This is a genomic window from Microbacterium sp., assembly GCF_047605725.1.
GTDB lineage: Bacteria > Actinomycetota > Actinomycetes > Actinomycetales > Microbacteriaceae > Microbacterium.
The window spans coordinates 1-21,789 of record NZ_JASGFE010000009.1 but is presented as its reverse complement, the minus strand read 5'-3'; the positions used below and the strand labels follow the sequence as shown (position 1 = coordinate 21,789).

22 protein-coding genes are annotated in these 21,789 nt (G+C 72.3%); 15 read left to right on the top strand and 7 right to left on the bottom strand.

The annotated features are described in order from the left end of the window. Positions 1 to 8 precede the first annotated feature (8 nt). The 6 genes from QM641_RS03305 to pheT all read left to right on the top strand — a co-directional run bounded on the left by QM641_RS03305 (position 9) and on the right by pheT (position 5,897). Entirely contained in the window at positions 9 to 659 is a 651-nt protein-coding gene (locus QM641_RS03305; protein ID WP_415113410.1) for an amino acid ABC transporter permease, read from the top strand. Continuing rightward, entirely contained in the window at positions 656 to 1,486 is an 831-nt protein-coding gene (locus QM641_RS03300; RefSeq protein ID WP_415113408.1) for an amino acid ABC transporter permease, read from the top strand. The genes QM641_RS03305 and QM641_RS03300 overlap by 4 nt, the downstream gene beginning before the upstream one ends. A 119-nt stretch (positions 1,487 to 1,605) precedes the next feature. Beyond that, positions 1,606 to 1,890: a hypothetical protein gene (locus tag QM641_RS03295; RefSeq protein WP_415113406.1), complete on the top strand. Its 285-nt coding sequence runs from the start codon at positions 1,606 to 1,608 to the stop codon at positions 1,888 to 1,890. Then, positions 1,890 to 2,237, top strand: a complete 348-nt coding sequence (locus QM641_RS03290) for a hypothetical protein (RefSeq protein ID WP_415113404.1) — start codon at positions 1,890 to 1,892, stop codon at positions 2,235 to 2,237. The genes QM641_RS03295 and QM641_RS03290 overlap by 1 nt, the downstream gene beginning before the upstream one ends. 103 nt (positions 2,238 to 2,340) lie before the next feature. Beyond that, positions 2,341 to 3,393: a phenylalanine--tRNA ligase subunit alpha gene (gene pheS, locus QM641_RS03285; protein ID WP_415113402.1), complete on the top strand. Its 1,053-nt coding sequence runs from the start codon at positions 2,341 to 2,343 to the stop codon at positions 3,391 to 3,393. Continuing rightward, on the top strand, positions 3,393 to 5,897 hold the full coding sequence (pheT, locus tag QM641_RS03280) for a phenylalanine--tRNA ligase subunit beta (protein ID WP_415113400.1): 2,505 nt from the start codon (positions 3,393 to 3,395) through the stop codon (positions 5,895 to 5,897). The genes pheS and pheT overlap by 1 nt, the downstream gene beginning before the upstream one ends. A gap of 180 nt (positions 5,898 to 6,077) precedes the next feature. On the opposite strand, the gene QM641_RS03275 is transcribed toward pheT, so the two are convergent. From QM641_RS03275 to QM641_RS03250, 6 genes are read right to left on the bottom strand one after another with little or no spacing between them, the layout of a single operon-like run. Next, positions 6,078 to 6,848, bottom strand: a complete 771-nt coding sequence (locus QM641_RS03275; protein WP_415113398.1) for an urease accessory protein UreD — start codon at positions 6,846 to 6,848, stop codon at positions 6,078 to 6,080. A gap of 4 nt (positions 6,849 to 6,852) precedes the next feature. Further along, complete coding sequence (ureG, locus tag QM641_RS03270; RefSeq protein ID WP_415113396.1) at positions 6,853 to 7,728, bottom strand: urease accessory protein UreG; 876 nt, start codon at positions 7,726 to 7,728, stop codon at positions 6,853 to 6,855. Beyond that, positions 7,721 to 8,407 (bottom strand): urease accessory protein UreF, encoded by a 687-nt coding sequence (locus QM641_RS03265; protein WP_415113394.1) that lies wholly within the window; start codon positions 8,405 to 8,407, stop codon positions 7,721 to 7,723. The genes ureG and QM641_RS03265 overlap by 8 nt, the downstream gene beginning before the upstream one ends. A 5-nt stretch (positions 8,408 to 8,412) precedes the next feature. Further along, on the bottom strand, positions 8,413 to 10,116 hold the full coding sequence (locus QM641_RS03260; RefSeq protein WP_415113392.1) for an urease subunit alpha: 1,704 nt from the start codon (positions 10,114 to 10,116) through the stop codon (positions 8,413 to 8,415). Further along, the gene (gene ureB / locus QM641_RS03255) at positions 10,116 to 10,472 is read right to left on the bottom strand and encodes an urease subunit beta (RefSeq protein ID WP_415113503.1); all 357 of its coding nucleotides are present in this window, start codon (positions 10,470 to 10,472) and stop codon (positions 10,116 to 10,118) included. The genes QM641_RS03260 and ureB overlap by 1 nt, the downstream gene beginning before the upstream one ends. A gap of 11 nt (positions 10,473 to 10,483) precedes the next feature. Further along, positions 10,484 to 10,786 carry an urease subunit gamma gene (locus tag QM641_RS03250; RefSeq protein ID WP_415113390.1) on the bottom strand — a complete coding sequence of 101 codons (303 nt, stop codon included), beginning with the start codon at positions 10,784 to 10,786 and terminating at the stop codon, positions 10,484 to 10,486. Positions 10,787 to 11,082: 296 nt separating this feature from the next. Here QM641_RS03250 and QM641_RS03245 point away from each other — a divergent pair, with 296 nt between their 5' ends. From QM641_RS03245 to QM641_RS03220, 6 genes are read left to right on the top strand one after another with little or no spacing between them, the layout of a single operon-like run. After that, entirely contained in the window at positions 11,083 to 12,234 is a 1,152-nt protein-coding gene (locus QM641_RS03245) for an N-acetyl-gamma-glutamyl-phosphate reductase (RefSeq protein WP_415113388.1), read from the top strand. Then, the gene (gene argJ / locus QM641_RS03240; protein WP_415113386.1) at positions 12,231 to 13,388 is read left to right on the top strand and encodes a bifunctional glutamate N-acetyltransferase/amino-acid acetyltransferase ArgJ; all 1,158 of its coding nucleotides are present in this window, start codon (positions 12,231 to 12,233) and stop codon (positions 13,386 to 13,388) included. The genes QM641_RS03245 and argJ overlap by 4 nt, the downstream gene beginning before the upstream one ends. Further along, the gene (argB, locus tag QM641_RS03235; protein WP_415113385.1) at positions 13,385 to 14,284 is read left to right on the top strand and encodes an acetylglutamate kinase; all 900 of its coding nucleotides are present in this window, start codon (positions 13,385 to 13,387) and stop codon (positions 14,282 to 14,284) included. The genes argJ and argB overlap by 4 nt, the downstream gene beginning before the upstream one ends. Next, positions 14,281 to 15,501 (top strand): acetylornithine transaminase, encoded by a 1,221-nt coding sequence (locus QM641_RS03230; RefSeq protein ID WP_415113384.1) that lies wholly within the window; start codon positions 14,281 to 14,283, stop codon positions 15,499 to 15,501. Before argB ends, QM641_RS03230 begins: the two co-directional genes overlap by 4 nt. Then, positions 15,498 to 16,421 carry an ornithine carbamoyltransferase gene (argF, locus tag QM641_RS03225; RefSeq protein ID WP_415113382.1) on the top strand — a complete coding sequence of 308 codons (924 nt, stop codon included), beginning with the start codon at positions 15,498 to 15,500 and terminating at the stop codon, positions 16,419 to 16,421. Before QM641_RS03230 ends, argF begins: the two co-directional genes overlap by 4 nt. A 23-nt stretch (positions 16,422 to 16,444) precedes the next feature. Next, positions 16,445 to 17,488, top strand: a complete 1,044-nt coding sequence (locus tag QM641_RS03220; RefSeq protein ID WP_415113379.1) for a heparan-alpha-glucosaminide N-acetyltransferase domain-containing protein — start codon at positions 16,445 to 16,447, stop codon at positions 17,486 to 17,488. A 141-nt stretch (positions 17,489 to 17,629) separates the two neighbouring features. Here the strand turns inward: QM641_RS03220 and QM641_RS03215 are convergent, their stop codons facing one another. Beyond that, positions 17,630 to 18,646 (bottom strand): hypothetical protein, encoded by a 1,017-nt coding sequence (locus tag QM641_RS03215; RefSeq protein WP_415113377.1) that lies wholly within the window; start codon positions 18,644 to 18,646, stop codon positions 17,630 to 17,632. 353 nt (positions 18,647 to 18,999) lie between these two features. On the opposite strand from QM641_RS03215, the gene argH reads away from it, so the two are divergent. From argH to tyrS, 3 genes are all read left to right on the top strand, one after another. Then, positions 19,000 to 20,430 carry an argininosuccinate lyase gene (argH, locus tag QM641_RS03210; protein ID WP_415113375.1) on the top strand — a complete coding sequence of 477 codons (1,431 nt, stop codon included), beginning with the start codon at positions 19,000 to 19,002 and terminating at the stop codon, positions 20,428 to 20,430. A gap of 76 nt (positions 20,431 to 20,506) precedes the next feature. After that, positions 20,507 to 20,914 (top strand): peptidoglycan-binding domain-containing protein, encoded by a 408-nt coding sequence (locus QM641_RS03205; protein ID WP_415113373.1) that lies wholly within the window; start codon positions 20,507 to 20,509, stop codon positions 20,912 to 20,914. A 49-nt stretch (positions 20,915 to 20,963) separates the two neighbouring features. Further along, positions 20,964 to 21,789 (top strand): tyrosine--tRNA ligase (gene tyrS, locus QM641_RS03200; protein ID WP_415113371.1); only part of this gene is annotated, 826 nt, incomplete at its 3' end.

Sequence of the window (21,789 nt, the reverse complement as noted above, 5' to 3'; positions counted from 1 at the left end):
GGAGCACGGTGAACCAGATCATCGACTACCCGGACCTCTGGCGTGAGGCACTGACGGGCACTCTGATCCTGTTCTTCGCGGGCGGGGCGCTGGCTCTGGTGCTGGGCTTTCTGATCGGGGCCATGCGGGTCTCGCCGATCCCGGTCGCCAGGGCCGTGGGCACCGCGTACGTGAACTGGATCCGCAACACGCCGCTGACGCTCGTGCTGTTCTTCTTCGCGTTCGCGGTGCCGTTGCTGGTCAAGGTGCCGCGCGGCAGCTTCCTCCTGCTCGCGATCATCGGGCTCGGCGTCTACACGGCGACCTATGTCGCCGAGACGCTCCGCTCCGGCATCAACACCGTCCCGGTCGGGCAAGCAGAGGCCGCCCGGGCCCTCGGGCTGAGCTTCGGGCAGGTGATGGCCTACGTCGTGCTGCCGCAGGCGGCGCGCTCGGTGATCCCGCCGATGATGAGCGTGCTCATCGCGCTCCTGAAGAACACGACGGTCGCCTCCGGCTTCTCGGTCGTGAACCTCGGCAACATCCGGGCCAACATGAGCGAGCAGGGCGAGAACCAGCTCGTCACGATCCTCCTCGTGATGGTGGTGTTCGTCGTCATGGTCCTGCTCCTGGCGTGGCTGCAGCGCGCGATGGAGAAGAAGTGGCGGGTGGCGCGATGAGCTCGGTCCTGTACGACGTCCCCGGGCCCCGCGCGCGTGCCCGCAATCGCGTGCTCGGCATCGTCACGGTGCTCGTGGTCGTCGGCATCCTCGGGTTCGTCGTCTGGCGATTCGCCGTGACCGGACAGTTCTCCGCCCGCAAGTGGGAGATCTTCAGCTACACGCGGGTCTGGCTGCTGCTCGGTGAGGCGACGCTCGCGACGGTCACGGCGTTCGCTGCCGCCGCGGTCGGCGCGGTCGCGCTCGGGTTCGCGCTCGCGATCGGGCGCCTCTCCGATCACGCGTGGGTGCGCGGCGTCTTCGGTGCGATCGTCGAGCTGCTGCGCGCCGTGCCCGTCCTCGTCTTCATGCTGCTGCTGTACTACGGGCTGCCGGTCATCGGCATCAAGATGCCGAGCTACTGGGCTGTCGTGATCGCGCTCGTCGCCTACAACGGCTCGGTGCTGGCCGAGGTCATCCGTGCCGGCGTCGAGTCGCTGCCGCGCGGACAGCGCGAGGCGGGCTTCGCGATCGGCCTGCGCAAATCGGGCGTCCTGCGGCTGATCCTGCTGCCGCAGGCGATCCGCGCCATGATGCCGGTGATCATCTCCCAGCTCGTCGTGACCCTGAAGGACACCGCGCTCGGGTTCATCATCACCTACCCCGAGCTGCTCTACACGGCCAAGCTCCTCGGGTCCAACGCGAACTTCGGCTCGCCGCTGATCCCCTCGGCACTCATCGCCGGCACGATCTACGTCGCGATGTGCCTCGCGCTCAGCTACCTCGCGGCTCGGGTGGAGCGCGGCGTCAAGCGCTCGCCGAAGGTGGTGACCGCCGGGCGAGCCTGACGCGCGACGCTGCGCATGGGGTCGCTGACTTTCACACCGTCGATCGGACCCTTCATGACGTTCTCAAACAGGTGCCGAAATGTGTACCTATTTGGGTGCATATTTGTTAGGCTCAAGTCATGTCCACCGCCGAGATCCTCCCCAGTCATGCCGCTCGCGACGAGTTGCCCAAGGCGCTCAAGCGCTTCCGCGCCGAGGGGCAGTCCGCCGCCCCGCTGATCTTCGGCGCGCACCGCAAGCCCGAGGCGGTCGTCATCCCGTTCGATCTCTACTCGCAGCTCATCCCGGCCATCGAGGAGCTCGAGATCGCGAGGGTCGTGCGCGAGCGTTCGCAGGTCGGCGAGGCTCGTCCGCTGAGCGAGGTGGCCGAACAGCTCGGCCTAGACCCTGCTGACTACTCATAGTGGCCGCGCGACCAAGGCTCAAACTCACCAGCCTGCCCGGATTCGACACCGACATCTACGCCCTCCCCACGCCGGAGGCGCGCAAGATGGCCCTTGACATGCTCGTGCTGATCCGCGACGGCAGAGTCCGCGGGGTCGCCCTCGGTAAGCACATTCAGACCGGCGATCTGTCCGACTGCTACAAGCTCTACTTCGACCCCGACGGCAGCGGCAAGCCGCGCTTCCGGCTCGTGTACCGCTATACGCCCAACGAACTACAGGCGATCGCGCTCGAGGCAGTTGCTGTTGGTCCGCGCAACGCGCTCGAGGTCTATCTCCGCGCAGCACGTCGTCTCGGTCGCACCTGATCGGAGCGTTTTGCGCGCTCAGGCAGGGAGTCGGAGGCCGGTTGCCGCCCGCCGGTCCAGGCCTGACGAGGCAGGTCGTCGCGGCTCGGTAGACTCGTCTCTCGTGTCGGACGCACCCCACAAGACCCCCGAGATCACCCCTGAGGCGGTTCATACTGCCGTCGCCGCGGCCCTCGCCGCGATCGCCGCGGCCGCGGACTCCGCCGCGCTGAAGGCCGCGCGCGCCGCGCACGCAGCCGACGGCTCGCCGCTGGCGCGCCTGAACGCGCAGCTGCGGAACGTGCCGAACGAGCGCAAGGCCGAGTTCGGCAAGCTCGTCGGCCAGGCCCGCGGGCAGGTCACGAAGGCGCTGGTGGCGCGCGAGGCCGAGCTCGTCGAGGCCGAGACCGCGGCGCGGCTGGAGGCCGAGCGCGTCGACATCACGGCGCTCGCACCGCGCGCCCGGACCGGGGCGCGGCATCCGCTCACCCTCCTCCAGGAGGACATCGGCGACATCTTCGTCGGCATGGGCTGGGAGGTCGCGGAGGGACCGGAGCTGGAGCACGAGTGGTTCAACTTCGACGCGCTCAACTTCGACGTCGACCACCCGGCGCGTCAGGAGCAGGACACGTTCTACGTCGACCCCGTCGAGCGGCACCTCGTGCTGCGCACGCACACGAGCCCCGTGCAGATGCGCACGATGCTCGAGCGCGAGCTGCCGATCTACGTCGTGTGCCCCGGCCGCGTCTACCGCACCGACGAGTTCGACGCCACGCACCTCCCCGTCTTCAGCCAGTTCGAGGGGCTCGTGGTCGACAAGGGCATCACGATGGCGCACCTGAAGGGCACGCTCGACCACGTCGCGCGGCAGCTGTTCGGCGCCGAGGCGAAGACGCGCTTCCGGGCCAACTACTTCCCGTTCACCGAGCCGTCCGCCGAGCTGGACCTCTGGCATCCGACCTTCAAGGGCGGAGCGCGCTGGATCGAATGGGGCGGCTGCGGCATGGTGAACCCCAACGTGCTGCGCGCGGCGGGCATCGACCCCGAGGTCTACTCCGGCTTCGCGTTCGGGATGGGGATCGAGCGGACCCTCATGTTCCGCTCCGACGTGAAGGACATGCGCGACATGGCCGAGGGCGATGTGCGCTTCAGCGAGCAGTTCGGGATGGTGGTCTGATGCGCGTCCCGCTTTCGTGGCTGCGTGAACACGTCGACGTGCCGGTGGATGCCACGCCCGACGACGTCCTGGCCGCCCTGGTCTCGGTGGGTTTCGAAGAGGAGGACGTGCACCGCTTCGAGCTGTCCGGCCCCATCGTCGTCGGCGAGGTGGTCTCGTTCGTCGAGGAGCCGCAGTCCAACGGCAAGACGATCCGCTGGTGCCAGGTCGACGTCGGCGCCGAACACGGGGGAGTGCGCGGCATCGTATGCGGAGCGCGCAACTTCTTCGAGGGCGACAGGGTCGTCGTGACCCTGCCGGGCTCGGTGCTGCCGGGGCCCTTCCCGATCGCCGCGCGCAAGACCTACGGTCACGTCTCGGACGGCATGATCGCCTCCGCGAAGGAGCTGGGCCTCGGGGAGGAGCACAGTGGCATCCTGCGGCTGTCGACCCTCGGGGTCGACGCGCCGGTCGGCACCGACGCGATCGCGCTCCTGGGCCTGGATGACATCGCCGTCGAGATCAACGTGACGCCCGACCGCGGGTACGCGCTGTCGATCCGCGGCGTGGCGCGCGAGTACGCGCACGCCACCGGCGCGGCGTTCCGCGACCCCGGGCTGCGTGCGCAGGCCGAGACCGACCCGGGCGGCGGGTTCTCCGTCACGATCGCCGACGAGGCGCCGATCCGCGGGCGCGTGGGCGCGACCGAGTTCGTCACGCGCGTCGTGCGCGACGTGGACCCGAGCCGCCCGACGCCGCCGTGGATGACGACGCGCCTGGTGCTCGCGGGAGTGCGACCCCTCGGCATCCTCATCGACATCACGAACTACGTCATGCTCGAACTCGGCAACCCCATCCACGGGTACGACCTCGACGCGCTCACCGGCGGCATCACGGTGCGCCGCGCGGTGGCGGGCGAGACGCTGCAGACCCTCGACGGTCAGGTGCGCACGCTCCACCCCGAGGACCTCCTCATCACCGACGAGTCGGGCCCGATCGGCCTCGCCGGGGTCATGGGCGGTGGCACGACCGAGATGAGCGATGCCACGCGGAACGTCCTGGTGGAGGCGGCGACCTTCGAGCCCGTCACGATCGCGCGCACCGCGCGGCGGCACAAGCTCCCCTCCGAGGCGTCGCGGCGCTTCGAGCGCGGCGTCGACCCGGCGATCGCGCTGGTGGCCGCGCAGCGCGTCGTCGACCTCATGGTGGCTCTCGCCGGCGGCACCGCCGATCCGGTGGGCTCCGCGATCCGGCCCGCGGCCCTGCGGACCGCGATCGCCCTGCCCGCCGAGTTCGTGTCCGGCGTGATCGGTGTCGACTACGCCCCGGAGCGCATCGCCGAGGTGCTCGCGCTGATCGGCTGCGAGGTCGAGGCGACGGCATCCGGCTGGAACGTCGCCCCGCCGACCTGGCGGCCGGACTTGACCGACAAATGGACCCTCGCCGAGGAGGTCGCCCGCATCGACGGGTACGACCGCATCCCCTCGGTGCTGCCGGTGCCGCCCTCGGGCAACGGCTTCACCGCCGCGCAGCAGGGCCGCCGCCGGGTCGCGAACGCGCTCGCCGCGGCCGGCTTCGTGGAGACCCCGGCCTTCCCGTTCACCACCGCCGCGCTGAACGACCTGCACGGCTCGGCCTCGGGGCAGCCGCTCCCCGGCATCCGGCTCGCGAACCCGATCGACGGGCACATGCCGTTCCTGCGCCGTTCGCTCGTGCCGGGGCTGCTGCAGACCGCGCACCGCAACCTCTCCCGCGGGTTCACCGACCTCGCGCTGTTCGAGACCGGGCCGGTCTTCGCGCCCGAGCCGGAGGTGCGCTACGGCACCGACGCGGTGCCGCCGCTGGCGGTGCGTCCTCCGGCATCCGTGCTCGCCGAGCTCGATGCGTCGATCCCGCCGCAGCCGCGCCACGTCGCGATCCTGCTGGCCGGCAACGTGGTCGCGCGCCAGCCCGGCCAGGCCCCGGTGGCGGCCGGGCTCATCGACGCCCTGTCCGCGGTGCAGACGATCGAGGTGGCCGCGGGTGTCGAGATCGACGTCGCCCAGGGCGAGCGCGCCGCGCTCCACCCGGGGCGCACCGGCGTGCTGTCGGTGAACGGCACAGAGGTCGGCTACGTCGGCGAGCTGCTCCCGGCGGTGGCGGATGCCGCGGACCTGCCGGTCCGGGTCGTCGTGGCTGAGCTCGACCTCGACCTCGTGCTCTCGCTCGCGGGCGAGCGGGTGGTCGCGGCATCCCTGTCCGGATACCCGGCCGCCACCCAGGACGTCTCGCTCGTCGTCGGCGCCGACATCCCGGCCGGTCTCGTGCGCGAGGCGCTCGTGGAGGGCGCCGGGGAGCTCCTGGAGTCGCTGCGCCTCGTCGACGACTACCGCGGGTCCGGGGTGGCAGAGGGGCAGAAGAGCCTGACCTTTGCGCTGCGCTTCCGCGCCCCCGACCGCACGCTGACGGCCGCCGAGGCGACCGAGGCCAAGCTCGCCGGCGTCGCCGTCGCCGCCGAGCGCTTCGGCGCCGCCATCCGGGACTGATCCGCCGCGTACGGGGCGCCCGCGCCCCGGTCGGTCCGTAACCCCCGCGCCGCCGCTCGTACCGCGAGACTGCACTGGTGCGCCGAGACTGCACGCCCAGCACGCAGTCTCGGTGCACCGATGGAGTCTCGCGGATACGGGGTACCAGAACCCGACGGTCGACGCGGGGTGCGGGCGGCCTCAGGCACGACTGCGCTCGGGGGTGGGGTCGGGGGCGTGCTGGTGCCGCTCCACGTGGTCGAGCCACATGGGCCATACCTCGTGCAGCGGACTGGAGTGCGTGTCCGCTCCGAGGTGGCGGGCGAGCGCGCCCGGCCCGTCGAGAGCGAGCACGCGTGCGTCCGTCGCGTGAGCGGGGGGACGGATGCCGGCGAGCACGACACCGTCGAGCACGCGCTGGTCGCCCAGCACCCCGGGCTCGGGCGCCTCGCCCGACACGCGCACTCCATCGATCAGGAGCGGTCGGCCGGCGCGGTCGATGCGGAGGCGGCTGTCCAGGCTCCCACCCCGCTCGCCGGCCCTGCCGAGCACCACCGTCTCGCGCAGCAGGGCCACGCCGTCGGCACCGAGGCGCACCGAGGTGGCGCGCTGCACGCGGGCGCCGTCAGCGACGACGAGCGGGCGCGCACTCCACACGAGCGTGCCGCGCGGCTCGATGTCGGCATCGACGCTCCAGTGCGAGCGCTCGCCCGTGCCGCCGTAGGCGACCATGCCGCCGATGTCCTCCAGGTGCAGCGCGCACCCCGCGCCGACGCGCACGTGCAGGCGCACCGCGTCGCCGGGCAGCAGCAGCGCCCCACCCGAGACGAGCGCGACGTGCGCGCTCCGCGCGTCGCGGGAGACGAGCCGGGGCACGATCCGCAGCCCCTCCAGGCGCAGCGCGGCGCGCACCGCCCCGGCCTCGACCGCGATGATCGTGCGGTCGTGGTCGTCGGAGCGGGCGGGATGCATGGGCTCAGCGCGCGACGCCTTCGTGCGCCGCTTCGTGACCGTGCGCCGGGATGCCGTCGTGCCCGTGCCCGTGCTCGTGCCCGTGCCCGTGCTCGTGCCCGTGCGCGTCCCCGTGCCCGTGCTCGTGCCCGTACCCGTACCCGTGCCCGTGCCCGTTGTCGCCGCCCTCGTGCGTGTGCACGACCCAGCCGCCGTCGGCGTCGGCGTGACTGTGCGGAGCCATGGGTCCCGGGTCGACGGGCGTGTGCGTGCCGGCGCGGTGGGCGGCGAGCAGGCCGAGCGTCCAGGCGCGCAACTGCGCGACCGACTCCGCGTCCGACCGCGACAGCGCGAGCACAGCGCGCCCGTCGCGGGCGGCGGTGGCGTCGGCCACCATCTGCGGCACGTCGACTCCCACGTACGGGGCGAGGTCGGTCTTGTTCACCACCAGCAGGTCGGCCCGGCCGATGCCCGGCCCCCCCTTGCGGGCGACGTCGCCCCCGCCGGCGACGTCGAGCACGAACAGCTGCGCGTCCACGAGGGCGGGCGAGAACGTCGCGGTCAGGTTGTCGCCGCCGGACTCGATGATGACGATGTCCAGCGGCGCGAAGTCGCGCTCCAGGTCCTCGGCGGCGTGCAGGTTCGCCGTCACGTCGTCGCGGATCGCGGTGTGCGGGCACGCCCCGGTCTCCACGGCCCGGATCCGCTCGGGCTCCAGCACGCCCTCGGAGCGGAGGAAGCGGGCATCCTCGTCGGTGTAGATGTCGTTCGTGATCACGCCCAGGCGCACGTCGCCGCGCAGCGACCGGCACAGGGTCGCAATGAGCGACGACTTGCCGGTGCCGACGGGGCCGGCGACGCCCAGGCGGAGGGCGCGGACGGGGCGGGTGGTCTCAGGCACGGAACAACCTTCGGTTCAGGAGAGCGTGGGCCTCGGCCCAGTCCTCGGCTTGCGGGGCGGATGCCGCGGGGATCGCGGCGGGGTCGGTGAGGGCGGCCGCCTCCCGCAGGGCGTCGTCGACGGCCGCGCAGGTCTCCACGACCCACCCGGTGACCTCGGCGGGGTCGCGCGGCTCGAGCTTGAGCAGGGCCGCGGCGGCGCTGGCGGCGTCGTCGTAGACGGCGAGGCGCGCGAGGTCCAGCGGCTCCATGCCTGCCTCGGCGGCGATCGCGCCGAGCACGAGGGCGCGCGGCGGGTGCGTGCCGTCGCGTCCGATGAGCGCCAGCGGGAGGGATGCCGGCCACAGTCGGTCGGCGAGCCGCAGCAGCCCGCGACCGAGCACGCGCGCGGCGTCGCGCTGTGCCGGGGAGGGCGTGCGCGCCGCCCACTCCGCCTCGACCTCCGGCAGAGACTCGGGCGCGGTGAGGGCGAGGTGGCGGGCCACCACGGCCGTCCCCGCCTCGACGAGCGAGGTGGTCCTGGCGCGGGCCAGGAGCGCCGCCGGAACCTCCGCGACGGCCAGCCCGCCGGCCAGGAGCGCAGGCTCCAGTCCCGCCGAGTGGGCGTGCCCGCCGGAGGGGAGTCGCGCGTCGGCCAGGAGCATCGCCACGGTCGTGGAGGGGAGCGGGAAGGGCAGCATGGCGATCAGAACATCGTGTACAGCTGGGCGAGCGGCAGCCGGGCCGCGGGGGCGGGCCGCACCTCATCGCCATCGATCGTGATGCGGAACGTGTCCGACTCGATCCGGATCTCGGGCAGCGCGTCGTTGTTACGCAGGTCGGCCTTGCCCACCTCGCGCGTGGGGCGCACGGCAGCGAGACGCCGGCGCAGCTGCAGGCGCTCTGCCAGGCCGTCGTCGAGCGCGGCGGGGGAGACGAAGGTGACCGCGAGGTCGGCGGCGACGGCATCGAGGAACGCCGGTCGCATCAGCACCGGCTGCGGGGTCGGGATCGATGCGTTCGGGTCGCCGAGCGCACCCCAGACGAGGCCGCCGCCCTTGACGACGACGGCGGGGCGGACGCCGAAGAACGCGGGGTCCCACAGCACGAGGTCGGCGAGCTTGCCGTCCTCGATCGAGCCGACCTCGTGGTCGATGCCGTGCGCGATCGCGGGGTTGATCGTGTACTTCGCGACGTAACGGCGCGCGCGCTCGTTGTCGGCCGGCATCCCGCCGCCGAGCGCCCCGCGGCGGAGCTTCATGACGTGCGCGACCTGCCACGTGCGTGTGACGACCTCGCCGATGCGGCCCATCGCCTGCGCGTCCGACGACGTGATCGACAGCGCCCCGAGGTCGTGCAGGATGTCCTCGGCGGCGATCGTGGTGCCGCGGATGCGCGACTCGGCGAAGGCGAGGTCCTCGGGCACCGCGGGATTGAGGTGGTGGCACACCATGAGCATGTCGAGGTGTTCGGCGACTGTGTTCACGGTGTGCGGCAGCGTCGGGTTGGTCGACCCCGGGATCACGTTCGGCAGACCCGCGATCGCGAGGATGTCGGGGGCGTGACCGCCGCCGGCCCCCTCGACGTGGAAGGCGTGGATCGAGCGGCCCGCGATGGCCGCGACGGTCGATTCGACGAAGCCGGCCTCGTTGAGCGAGTCGGAGTGCAGGGCCACCTGCAGGCCCCAGTCGTCGGCGGCGCGCAGCGCCGCGTCGATCGCGGCGGGGGTGGACCCCCAGTCCTCGTGCACCTTGTAGCCGGCGGCTCCCGCGAGGGCCTGCTCGGCGAGCGCCTCGGCCGAGACCGTGTTGCCCTTGCCGAGGAGCAGCACGTTCACCGGCAGCGGGTCCAGCGCCCGGTGCATCGTGCGCAGGTGCCACGCGCCCGGGGTGACGGTCGTGGCCTTCGAGCCCTCGGACGGGCCGGTGCCGCCGCCGACGATCGTCGTGATCCCGGTGGCGAGCGCCTCGTGGATCTGCGACGGGGAGAGCAGGTGCACGTGCGAGTCGATCGCGCCCGCGGTGAGGATGCGACCCTCGCCCGAGATCACGTCGGTGGAGGGCCCGATCACCAGGCGCGGGTCGACGCCGTCGGCGATGTCGGGGTTTCCTGCCCGGCCGAGCCCCACGATGCGGCCGTCGCGGATGCCGACATCCGCCCGCACGATTCCCCACCAGTCCAGGACGACGGCGTTCGTGATGACGGTGTCGAGAGCACCCTCGGCGCGCGTGCGCGTGGACTGCGCCATCGACTCGCGGATCGACTTGCCGCCGCCGAACACGGCCTCCTCCCCGCCGGCGGTGAGATCGCGCTCGATCTCGATCCACAGGTCGGTGTCGCCGAGCCGCACCTGGTCGCCCTCGGTGGGTCCGTAGATCGCGGCGTAGCGCTCGCGGTCGATCCAGGCCATCAGTGCGCTCCCTCGGCGGCGTCGAGATCGGCGTGGCCGGCGCGCGAGAGCTGCAGGCCCGGTACGCGCCGCGCCCCGCGCAGCGCGACCGCGGGGAGCTCCCGCGACGCGCCGGGCTCGAACCGCTCCGAGGTGCCGGAGGGGATGTCGAGGCGGAACCCGTGCGCGGCGGTGCGATCGAACGCGAGGGCGGCATTGGCATCCGGCAGATGCAGGTGCGAGCCGATCTGCACCGGACGGTCGCCGGTGTTGACGAACACGAACGTGCGGCGCTCGGCCGCCGACCGGTCGGCGTTGAGCTCGATCCGGCCGGGGCGGACCCGCACGGCTCCCGGCCCCTCGGCGCCTGACGACATCGGCACCCCTCTCAGTCGATCGGATGGTGGATCGTGACGAGCTTTCGCCCGTCCGGGAAGGTCGCCTCGACCTGCACGTCGTGCAGCAGCTCGGGAACGCCCGCCATGACCTGGTCGCGCCGCAGCACGCGCCGCCCTTCGCGCATGAGCTCGGCGACGTCGCGGCCCTCGCGGGCGCGTTCGATGATCCACGTCGACAGGAGCGCGACGGTCTCGGGGTGGTTGAGCAGGATGCCGCGGGCCAGCCGGTCGCGGGCGACCATGCCGGCCACGGCGAGCAGCAGCTTCTCGGTGTCACCAGGGCTGAGGTGCATCGGCGTCCTTCGGGTCGAACGGGGCGGACACCCGGAATCCTGTCACGCGCGCGCGTCGCCGCACGCGGCTCGGGCGTCGAGTTAACCGGATCGGAACATGTGGGAAACCTGACGGGGAAGGCGATCGGGAAAGAATCGAGCCATCCGTCCGGCCGGTGGCCCGTCGGCGCGCGGAAGGATCGGGCTGGGTCCGACCGTGCGTCGCGGGTCTTCCGGCCGGACGGTACCGCCGATGCCGCGCCGACGGCACTCTTCGGTTCTGCGCGCCGATCGACGCAGAAACTAAAGTGGAACCCATGACCTTCGCCGTCGCCGTCTCCGGCGCCTCCGGCTATGCGGGCGGCGAGATCCTGCGCCTGCTCGCCGGGCATCCGGACATCGAGATCCGCACGGTCACCGCGCACTCCCACGCCGGTGAGCCCCTCATCCAGCACCAGCCCCACCTGCGCTCGCTCGCCCGGCTCACCCTGCGCGAGACCACGCCCGAGGTGCTCGCCGGGCACGACGTCGTGTTCCTCGCCCTCCCGCACGGGCAGTCCGGGCAGTACACCGACGCGCTCGGCGACGTGCCGCTCGTGATCGACGCGGGCGCCGATCACCGGCTCGTCTCGAAGGATGCCTGGGACGCGTTCTACGGCGGTCCGTTCCACGAGCCGTGGACCTACGGCGTACCCGAGCTCCTCACCGGCGGCACGAAGCAGCGCGAGCGGCTGGTCGGGGCATCCCGCATCGCCGCCCCCGGCTGCAACGCCTCGACGGTCGCGCTCTCCCTCGCGCCGGGAGTGGCGGCGGGAGTCATCGACCCGTCCGACCTCGTGAGCGTGCTCGCGGTGGGCCCGTCCGGTGCGGGCAAGAGCCTGCGTCCCGACCTGCTCGCCAGCGAGCTGCTCGGCTCGGCGAACCCCTACGCCGTCGGCGGCACGCACCGGCACATCCCCGAGATACGGCAAGCGCTGGCCGCCGCGATGCCGTCTTCGCCCGAGCTGACGACACGAACTTCGGAGAATCGCGCGAACTTCGGAGGTTCTGCCGCAAATCCTCCGAAGTACGTGCAGAACTCCGAAGCTGGTGAGGCGGAACAGCCGATCCGCATCTCGTTCACGCCGGTGCTGGTGCCGATGGCGCGCGGGATCCTCGCCACCTCCACCGCGCCGATCGCTAACGACGCGACGGATGCCGAGATCCGGGCCGCCTGGGAGTCCGCCTACGCCGACGAGCCGTTCGTGCAGCTGCTGCCGGCGGGCCGGTTCCCGCGCACCGCCGACGTCGTGGGGGCCAACACCGCACTGATGGGACTCGCGATCGACCGTGCCGCGGGCCGCGTCGTCGTGGTCGCCGCCGTCGACAACCTCGTCAAGGGCACGGCGGGAGCCGCCGTGCAGTCCATGAACCTCGCGCTCGGCCTTCCCGAGGGCCGCGCGCTCAGCATGAACGGAGTCGCGCCGTGAGCGTCACCGCACCCCGGGGATTCGAGGCGGCAGGAGTCGCCGCGGGCCTGAAGGCCACCGGAAAGCCCGACGTGGCCGTGGTCGTCAACCGCGGGCCGCTGAAGACCGGCGCCGCCGTCTTCACCAGCAACCGCGCCAAGGCCAACCCGATCCTGTGGTCGCAGCAGGCGATCGCCGACGGGGTCGTCGAGGCGGTCGTGCTCAACTCGGGCGGGGCGAACTGCTTCACCGGTCCCTTCGGGTTCCAGACCACGCACCAGACCGCGGAGCGGGCCGCGGAGCTTCTCGGCGTGAGCGCGGGCGACGTGCTCGTCTGCTCGACCGGGCTCATCGGCACCGGCGACGAGGTCTTCCGCGCCAAGGTGCTCGCCGGCACCGCCGAGGCCATCGCGACGCTCAGTGCCGACGGCGGGGACGACGCGGCGCACGCGATCATGACCACCGACACCGTCGCCAAGACGAGCACGCTCGCCGGCGACGGCTGGACGATCGGCGGCATGGCCAAGGGGGCGGGGATGCTGGCGCCCGGGCTCGCGACGATGCTCGTGGTGCTCACCACCGACGCCGTGCTCGATGCCGCCCAGGCGGACGCGCATCTGCGCGCCGCCACGCGGGTGAGCTTCGACCGGCTCGACTCCGACGGCTGCATGTCGACAAACGACCAGGTCACCCTCATGGCGTCGGGCGCCTCCGGCGTAGAACCCGACCCCACGGCGTTCCGCGCCGCGCTCGCCGAGGTGTGCACGAGTCTCGCGATCCAGCTCCAGTGCGACGCCGAGGGCGCCAGCCACGACATCTCCATCGAGGTGATCCACGCGGCATCCGAGGACGACGCCGTCGAGGTCGGCCGCTCGGTCGCCCGCAACAACCTGTTCAAGGCGGCCGTCTTCGGAAACGACCCCAACTGGGGTCGCGTGCTCGCGGCGATCGGCACGACCGGGGCGGACTTCGACCCGTACGCGGTCGACGTCTCGATGAACGGTGTGCGCGTGTGCAGCGACGGCGGTCCCGACCGCCCGCGCGACGAGGTCGACCTCACCCCGCGCGCCACGCACGTGCTCATCGACCTCAAGGTCGGCGACGCCTCGGCGACCGTCTACACGAACGACCTCACCCACGACTACGTGCACGAGAACAGCGCCTACGCCTCATGACCGACCTCCAGCACACCACTCCCGAGGAGGCCGCGGTCAAAGCCGGCGTCCTCATCGAGTCGCTGCCGTGGCTCAAGCGCTTCCGCGACCAGGTCATCGTCATCAAGTTCGGCGGCAACGCGATGGTGTCCGACGAGCTCCAGGATGCCTTCGCCGAAGACGTCGCCTACCTCCGCTTCGTGGGCGTCAAGCCCGTCGTCGTGCACGGCGGGGGCCCGCAGATCTCGCGCATGCTCGACCGGCTGGCGATCCCGAGCGAGTTCAAGGGCGGCTACCGCGTCACCTCGACCGAGGCGATCGGCGTCGTGCGCATGGTGCTGACCGGTCAGATCAATCCGCAGCTGGTCGGCCGCATCAACGCGCACGGACCGCTCGCGGTCGGCCTGTCCGGCGAGGACGCGGGCCTGTTCGGCGGCCGCCGCCGCGGAGTCGTCGTCGACGGGTTGGAGCACGACCTCGGCAACGTCGGGGATGTCGTGACGGTCGATCCCGCACCCGTGCTCGACCAGCTCGCCGCCGGGCGCATCCCGGTGGTGTCCTCCATCGCGCCCGACCTGGACCACCCCGGCCAGTCGCTCAACGTCAACGCCGACGCGGCGGCAGCGGCCCTCGCGGTGGCGCTCAAGGCGACCAAGCTCGTGATCCTCACCGACGTGCCCGGCCTGTACGCGAACTGGCCCGATCGCGACTCGCTCGTCTCGCACCTGACGGCATCCGAGCTGCGCACCATGGTGCCGACGCTGGAGTCGGGCATGATCCCGAAGATGCAGGCGTGCCTCGACGCGGTCGACGGCGGGGTCGACACCGCGGCGATCATCGACGGCCGGCAGCCGCACTCGGTGCTCGTGGAGGTCTTCACGGCGAAGGGCATCGGCACGGAGGTGGTGGCATCGTGAGCTGGCACGACGACCTGGAACGCGACATCGTCCGAAACGCCGGAGATCGCCCGGCGATGTTCGTGCGCGGCGAGGGCGCCTACCTGTGGGACGACACCGGCAAGCGCTACCTCGACTTCCTCGGCGGCATCGCGGTGACCGCGCTCGGGCACTCCCACCCGGTGTTCGTGAACGCCGTCGCGGCGCAGGCAGCCACGCTCGCGCACGTGTCGAACCTCTTCGTCACGCCGCCGCAGCTCGCCCTCGCGGCGCTCCTGAAGCGGCTGGCGGGCACGGGCGAGTCGGGGCGCGTCTACTTCGGCAACTCGGGCGCCGAGGCCAACGAGGCCGCCTTCAAGCTCGCGCGCCTCCACGGCGGTGCCGAGCGCCCCCGCATCCTGGCGCTGACGAACGCGTTCCACGGCCGCACCATGGGCTCGCTCGCCCTGACCGGCAAGGCGCACATGCGCGAGCCGTTCCTGCCGATGCCCGGCGGCGTGGAGTTCATCGACACCACGGTCGAGGCGCTGGAGGCGGCTCTCGACGACCGCGTCGCCGCGCTGTTCGTCGAGCCGATCAAGGGCGAGGCCGGCGTGCTGGAGCTGCCCGAGGGATATCTCGCCGCCGCACGCGAGCTCACCACGGCCCACGGCGCTCTCCTGATCATCGACGAGATCCAGACCGGCGCCGGCCGCACCGGGGCGTGGTTCGCCTTCCAGCACGCCGGGATCACCCCCGACGCGATCACCGTGGCCAAGGGGATCGGCGGCGGGTTCCCGATCGGCGCCCTGATCACCTACGGCACGGCGAGCGACCTGTTCTACCCCGGCACCCACGGCTCCACGTTCGGCGGCAATGCGCTGGCCACCGCCGTGGCCGCCGCGGTGCTCGGCGAGATCGAGCGCGCGGGACTGATCGACAACGCCGTCGCGCGCGGAGCGCAGCTGCGCTCCGCGATCGAGGAGATCGGCTCGCAGCTCGTGGACGGATGCCGGGGCCAGGGCCTTCTCGTGGGCGTCGCCCTCCGGCATCCGGTCGCCCCCGCCGTCGTCGCGGCCGCTCTCGAGCTCGGTCTCGTGATCAACGCCGCCAATGACACCACCATCCGCCTGGCACCCGCGCTGACGATCGGCGACGTCGAGATCGACGAGTTCGCCGCGCTGTTCGCGCGCGCCCTGGCCATCGTCGAGCAGGCCTTCCCGCTCGATGCCGCACCGACCACGGAGGTATCCGCGTGACCCGCCACCTGCTGCGCGACGACGACCTGAGCCCGGCCGAACAGGCCGAGATCCTCGACCTCGCCCTCGAGCTGAAGAAGGACCGCTTCGCGCTCAAGCCCCTGCAGGGCCCGCAGACCGTCGCGGTGATCTTCGACAAGTCCTCCACGCGCACGCGCGTCTCGTTCGCCGTCGGCGTCGCCGACCTCGGCGGGGTGCCGCTGATCATCTCCACCGCGAGCAGCCAGCTCGGCGGCAAGGAGACCCCCGCCGACACCGCGCGCGTGCTGGAGCGGCAGGTCGCCGCGATCGTGTGGCGCACCTACGCGCAGGCGGGCCTGGAGGAGATGGCCCGTGGCACGACGGTGCCGGTCGTCAACGCGCTCAGCGACGACTTCCACCCCTGCCAGCTGCTGGCCGACCTGCTCACGGTGCGCGAGCACAAGGGCGACCCGGCCGGTCTCACGCTGTCGTTCTTCGGCGACGGGCGCTCCAACATGGGCCACTCCTACCTGCTGGCCGGCGTCACGGCGGGCATGCACGTGCGCATCGCCGCACCGCCCGCGCACCGGCCGCGCGCCGACGTCGTCGCCGACGCCGAGGCCATCGCCGCGCGGACGGGGGGCTCGGTCACCCTGTCCGACAGCGTCGCCGAGGCCGCCGCGGGGGCCGACATCATGGTCACCGACACGTGGGTGTCCATGGGCAAGGAGGACGAGAAGGCCGCGCGCCTGCGCGACTTCGCCGGCTACAAGGTCACCCGCGAGCTCATGGCCCTGGCCGAGGACGACGCGATCTTCCTGCACTGCCTGCCCGCCGACCGCGGATACGAGGTCGATGCAGACGTCATCGACGGGCCGCAGAGCGTCGTGTGGGACGAGGCCGAGAACCGTCTGCACGCGCAGAAGGCTCTCCTGGTGTGGCTGCTGCGCCAGGACTGATCCGGGGCCCACGCCTGCAGGGCGTGGACCTTGCCCGCGGGCTCGCGGTGATCGGCATGCTCGCCGCGCACCTGCTCGACCTCGAGCCGTTCGACTGGTCACGTCCGTCCACGTGGGCCGACGTGGCAGGCGGCCGATCGTCGATCCTGTTCGCGGTGCTGGCCGGGGTGTCGATCGCGCTCGTCAGCGGCGGTGCGCGTCCGGTGCCCCCGGCGGCACGGCGGCTGGTGCGGCAGCGCTTGGCGGTGCGCGCGGTGCTCCTGTGGCTGCTCGGCATCGGCCTTGTGATCACGGGGGTTCCGGTCTTCGTGATCCTTCCGGCCTACGGCATCCTGTTCCTGCTGACGCTGCCGCTCCTGGGGATGTCGGCGCGTGCGCTGGGCGCGCTGGCAGTGGGGCTCGCGCTCGTCATGCCGTGGGTCCAGCCGGTGCTCGACGGCCTGGCGCTGTGGCGGGGCGTCCCGGGAGTCGTCGTGGAGACGGCGATCGGGTGGCACTACCCGTTCCCGGTATGGTCGGCATTCATCGTCGCCGGGCTCGCGATCGGGCGCCTCGACCTGCGCGCCGCGCGCGTGCAGGCGGCGCTGCTGGTCGGCGGCGCGGGGGCGGCCGTGGTGGGGTACGGGGCGGCTGCCGTCGTGCGCGTGCCGGCGGGGGACGGCTTCTCGGCCGCGGTCTGGAGCGTACAGGCGCACTCGGGCGGTCTTCCCGAGGTGGTGGGCTCCGGCGGCTTCGCCGTCGCGACGCTCGGCGTGTGCCTGCTGCTGTGCCGGACGCCGCTGACCTGGGTGCTGCTGCCGCTGCGCGCGGTCGGTTCGATGCCGCTGACGGCATACACCGGGCAGCTGGTCGTCTGGGCGGTCGCCGCCGGCGTCATGCTCGGCGATGTCGGCGACCTGGCGGGTTTCCGGGCGGCGGGTGCCTTCTGGCCGATGACGATCGGGACGGTCGTGGGGTGCACGGCGTGGGCGCTCCTGCTCGGCCGCGGTCCGCTGGAGCGCGTCTTCGCGCTGGTCGTGCGGCTGGTGGTGCCGGCCGGGCCCGGCGAGGCGGGCGGCGTGGCGTAGCGCGGGTGGGGTGGGCGGGGTCGGCGGCCGGTGGCGCTATGCCGGCGTCTCCTTCACTTGGCGCGTTTGGTCGCTTGCGGCACGTGCGGCGACCATTCCTGCCAACTTTGCCGGTGGCGCTATGCCGGCGCTGACCGTCGGCTATGGGCGCCAGCCCGCGCGGGTGAGAGCGTCGTGGATGCGGCGCACCGCGGCATCCGTCCGCGGGTACATGTGCGCGGACGTGAGCCGCAGCACCTCCCAGCCCAGCGCGACGCACGCGGCGTGCTTCTCGATGTCGCGGTTCCACTGTGCGCGATCGACGCGGTGGTGGTCGCCCTCGTACTCGATGAGGATGCCGTACCCGGGATAGGCGAGCTCGGTGTACCCGATCGCGCGGCCGTCGGGCGTCAGCACGTCGTAGTCGAGGGCGGGCTCGGGGAGCCCTGAGCGCACGAGGGCCAGCCGCAGCAGCGTCTCGGGCGGCGACGCGCTGCCGACCCGGATCTGCGGCAGCGCCTCCCGCAGCTTGGCCGCGCCGCGGCGCCGTCCGACGTTCAGCGCCGCATCGAGCTGGGCGATCGTGGCCAGTCCCGATCCGGGAGCGCCCCTGGTCATGCCGCGCACGCGCGGGATCGCGACGATCGCGTCGCCGAGCACGATGAGCTCATCGACCGTGAGCAGGGGCGCGAGCTGGGCCCACGTCGTCGCGGGAGTCGTCACCCGCAGCCCGTCGTGCGTCGTGACCGAGACGAGCCCCGGTGCGAACTGGCGTCCGACGACTCCGGCCGCGCGCGGCGCCCGGTGCGGGGCGGTGACGGCGACGTCGAGCGTGCGCACCCGCCCCGGCTCATCGACGCTGCGCAGAGCGCGAAGCGGCAGCGGAAGCGTCCACGCCGCGGCGGCCGACGGGCCCCACAGGAAAGCATGCGGCGAGGCGACGGTCTCATAGGCACGCGCCTGGCGCAGGAGCTCGCCGCGCAGACGCCGATCCTCCGCCGCGGCGGGGCTCTCGTCCTCGGCATGCGGGGGATCGGCGCATCGCGGACGCAGGCGGGTGCCGTGGAACGGCGCGTCCAGGTCGGAGCCCCGCAGGCGGCGCGGGGAAACGCCCACCCGTCGGGCATCGCGCACCGAGAACGCGTCGGGGAGTGATGCGGGGAGAGGACGCAACGGCATACCGCCCACCCTGCCGGGTGGCGCACTCCGGCGGGTGGGCGATCCCGCGATCCGTGGAGAGCTCGGCGGATTCGCCGATTGTGGAGGAGGCTCCGCCGACCGCGGTCGAGGCTCGGTCGGCGATGGGCGAGCCGGATGCCGGTGCTCGTGGCATCCCGCATCACCTGCCGCCGCTGCTGCCACTGCCGCAACCTTGGCGCGAAGTGTCGCCGCGGACGGCTGTCGCGACCGTATGCGCCAAGTCTGGCTTGAGCCGCGTCGCTGACTTGGCGCGAATTGCCACCGAACCCGCCCGCCCGCGGCGGCAATATGCGCCAACTCAGGCCCGTCGACCCGGCCGGTAGGCTGGGCGGGTGAGCGACACCAAGGCCGAGGGCACGAACGCGGGCGCGCTGTGGGGCGGGCGATTCGCCTCCGGCCCCTCGCCGGAGCTGGCGACGCTGAGCCGCTCCACTCACTTCGACTGGACTCTCGCGTCGTACGATCTGGCCGGCTCGCACGCCCACGCGAAGGCGCTCGCCGCCGCCGGCTATCTCACCGCCGACGAGGAGTCGCGCATGCACGCGGGGCTCGATGCCCTGGCCCGTGGCATCCAGGACGGCACCCTGGTCGCCGCCCCCGGCGACGAGGACGTCCACGGCGCGCTGGAGGCGGCGCTCATCGCCGAGGTCGGTGCCGAGCTCGGCGGAAAGCTCCGCGCCGGACGCAGCCGCAACGACCAGATCGCCACCCTCGTGCGCATGTACCTGCTCGACCACGCGCGCACGATCGCGCGCGACGTGCTCCGCGTGATCGACGCCGTCGTGGCCCAGGCCGAGGCGCACGAGCACGCGATCATGCCCGGACGCACGCACCTGCAGCATGCGCAGCCGGTGCTGCTGGCCCACCACCTGCAGGCCCACGCGTGGCCCCTCGTGCGCGACCTGGAGCGCATCCGCGACTGGTCGGTGCGGGCGCGCGTCTCGCCGTACGGGGGAGGCGCGCTCGCCGGGGCGACCCTGGGGCTCGACCCGCAGCTGGTCGCGACCGAGCTGGGCCTGGGCCGACCCGCGGAGAACTCCCTCGACGGCACGGCCGCACGCGATGTGGTGGCCGAGTTCGCGTTCATCGCCGCGATGATCGCCGTGGACCTGTCGCGGTTCGCCGAGGACGTCATCATCTGGAATACGCGCGAGTTCGGCTTCGTCACGCTCGACGACGGCTACTCGACCGGGTCGAGCATCATGCCGCAGAAGAAGAATCCCGACATCGCCGAGCTCGCCCGCGGCAAGGCGGGGCGCCTGATCGGCAATCTGGCGGGGCTCCTCGCGACGCTCAAGGCGCTCCCGCTCGCCTATAACCGCGACCTGCAGGAGGACAAGGAGCCCGTCTTCGACGCGGTGACCACGCTGGAGACGGTGCTCCCGGCTTTCGCCGGCATGGTCGCGACGATGCGCTTCGACACGGCGCGCATGGCCGCGCTCGCCCCGGAGGGCTTCTCGCTCGCCACCGACGTCGCCGAGTGGCTCGTCAAGCGCGGCGTGCCCTTCCGCGACGCGCACGAGATCTCCGGCGCGCTGGTGCGTGCGTGCGAGGAGCGGGGGATCGGATTGGCGGATGCCGACGACGAGCTGTTGCGGGGCGTATCCGTGCACCTCGTGCCCGAGGTGCGTGACGTTCTCACGATCGAGGGGTCGGTCGCGAGCCGCACCGGCGCCGGCGGCACCGCGCCGGTGCGCGTGGCCGAGCAGCGCGCCGAGCTCGTCGCGCGCGCCCAGTCGGCGGCTCACGCTCTGCTGGACTGAGGCGCGTGCCGCGCGAATCACGGCTCCCGAGCGCGCTCTGCGACGCTGCTAGGGTGGTGCGGTCGAAAGGATCGCCATGTCACGTTCCCGCACCGCCGCCCGTCGTCGCATCGCCATGCTGGGCGCGTCGCTCCTGATCGCGGCGGGCGTCGTCGCGGGGGCGAGCCCCGCGTACGCGGCGAGCTGTCGCTCCTACCAGTACTCGTACGGGGGCAACGGCAACTGCGTGAAGTACATCCAGATCCTCGCGAACCACAAGCTCCCCTATATCGCCGACTACACGAAGATCGCCGTGGACGGACAGTTCGGACCGAAGACGAGGGCGGGGATCCTGCGCATCCAGAAGAAGTGGGGCCTCGTCCGGGACGGCATCGTCGGTCCCAAGACCTGGGCCGCCCTCTGCTCGTCGGGCACGGTGGCGCCGTACGCCGGGGAGTTGTTCACCTCCACCGAGGCGGCCGCGGCGCGCAAGGCGGGCTGCTGACAGCCGGGCAGGCCGTGGCATCAGCCCCGCGCTTGATAGCCTGAAGCGCGTGTCCTCCGAAGCCCTGACCACCGCGCCGGTGGCGAACGACCCCGCATTCGAGAACGTGTGGGACGAGCTCGTCTGGCGCGGTCTGGTTCACGTGTCCACCGATCGCGAGGCGCTGCGCGCCCTGCTCGGAGGCGACCCGGTCGTCTACTACTGCGGCTTCGACCCGACCGCCCCGAGCCTGCACCTGGGCAACCTCGTGCAGCTGTTGACCATGCGCCGCCTGCAGCTGGCGGGTCACCGGCCGCTGGGTCTGGTGGGCGGGTCGACCGGACTGATCGGCGACCCGCGCCCGACGGCCGAGCGCACGCTGAACTCCAAGGAGACGGTCGCCGAGTGGGGGAACAGGCTCCGGGCGCAGGTCGAGCGCTACCTCGACTTCGAGGGCGATAACGCCGCGCGCATCGTGAACAACCTCGACTGGACCGCGCCGCTGAGCGCGATCGACTTCCTGCGTGAGATCGGCAAGCACTACCGGGTCGGCACGATGCTGCGCAAGGACGCCGTGGCGGCGCGCCTGAACTCGGACGCCGGCATCAGCTACACCGAGTTCAGCTACCAGATCCTGCAGGGCCTGGACTACCTGGAGCTGCACCGTCAGTACGGCTGCGTGCTGCAGACAGGCGGGTCCGACCAGTGGGGCAATCTCACCAGCGGCACCGATCTCATCCACCGGGTGGAGGGCGTGTCGGCGCACGCGATCGGCACCCCGCTGATCACCAACAGCGACGGCACGAAGTTCGGCAAGAGCGAGGGGAACGCGATCTGGCTTGATGCCGAGATGTGCAGCCCGTACCGGATGTACCAGTTCTGGCTGAACACCCTGG

Excerpts from the sequence above, each read along its gene's own strand:
- QM641_RS03300 (WP_415113408.1), top strand. The coding sequence starts at position 656 with ATGAGCTCGGTCCTGTACGACGTCCCCGGGCCCCGCGCGCGTGCCCGC.
- QM641_RS03295 (WP_415113406.1), top strand. The coding sequence starts at position 1,606 with ATGTCCACCGCCGAGATCCTCCCCAGTCATGCCGCTCGCGACGAGTTG.
- pheT (WP_415113400.1), top strand. The coding sequence starts at position 3,393 with ATGCGCGTCCCGCTTTCGTGGCTGCGTGAACACGTCGACGTGCCGGTG.
- QM641_RS03275 (WP_415113398.1), bottom strand. The coding sequence starts at position 6,848 with ATGCATCCCGCCCGCTCCGACGACCACGACCGCACGATCATCGCGGTC.
- QM641_RS03265 (WP_415113394.1), bottom strand. The coding sequence starts at position 8,407 with ATGCTGCCCTTCCCGCTCCCCTCCACGACCGTGGCGATGCTCCTGGCC.
- QM641_RS03260 (WP_415113392.1), bottom strand. The coding sequence starts at position 10,116 with ATGGCCTGGATCGACCGCGAGCGCTACGCCGCGATCTACGGACCCACC.
- ureB (WP_415113503.1), bottom strand. The coding sequence starts at position 10,472 with ATGTCGTCAGGCGCCGAGGGGCCGGGAGCCGTGCGGGTCCGCCCCGGC.
- QM641_RS03250 (WP_415113390.1), bottom strand. The coding sequence starts at position 10,786 with ATGCACCTCAGCCCTGGTGACACCGAGAAGCTGCTGCTCGCCGTGGCC.
- QM641_RS03245 (WP_415113388.1), top strand. The coding sequence starts at position 11,083 with ATGACCTTCGCCGTCGCCGTCTCCGGCGCCTCCGGCTATGCGGGCGGC.
- argB (WP_415113385.1), top strand. The coding sequence starts at position 13,385 with ATGACCGACCTCCAGCACACCACTCCCGAGGAGGCCGCGGTCAAAGCC.
- QM641_RS03215 (WP_415113377.1), bottom strand. The coding sequence starts at position 18,646 with ATGCCGTTGCGTCCTCTCCCCGCATCACTCCCCGACGCGTTCTCGGTG.
- QM641_RS03205 (WP_415113373.1), top strand. The coding sequence starts at position 20,507 with ATGTCACGTTCCCGCACCGCCGCCCGTCGTCGCATCGCCATGCTGGGC.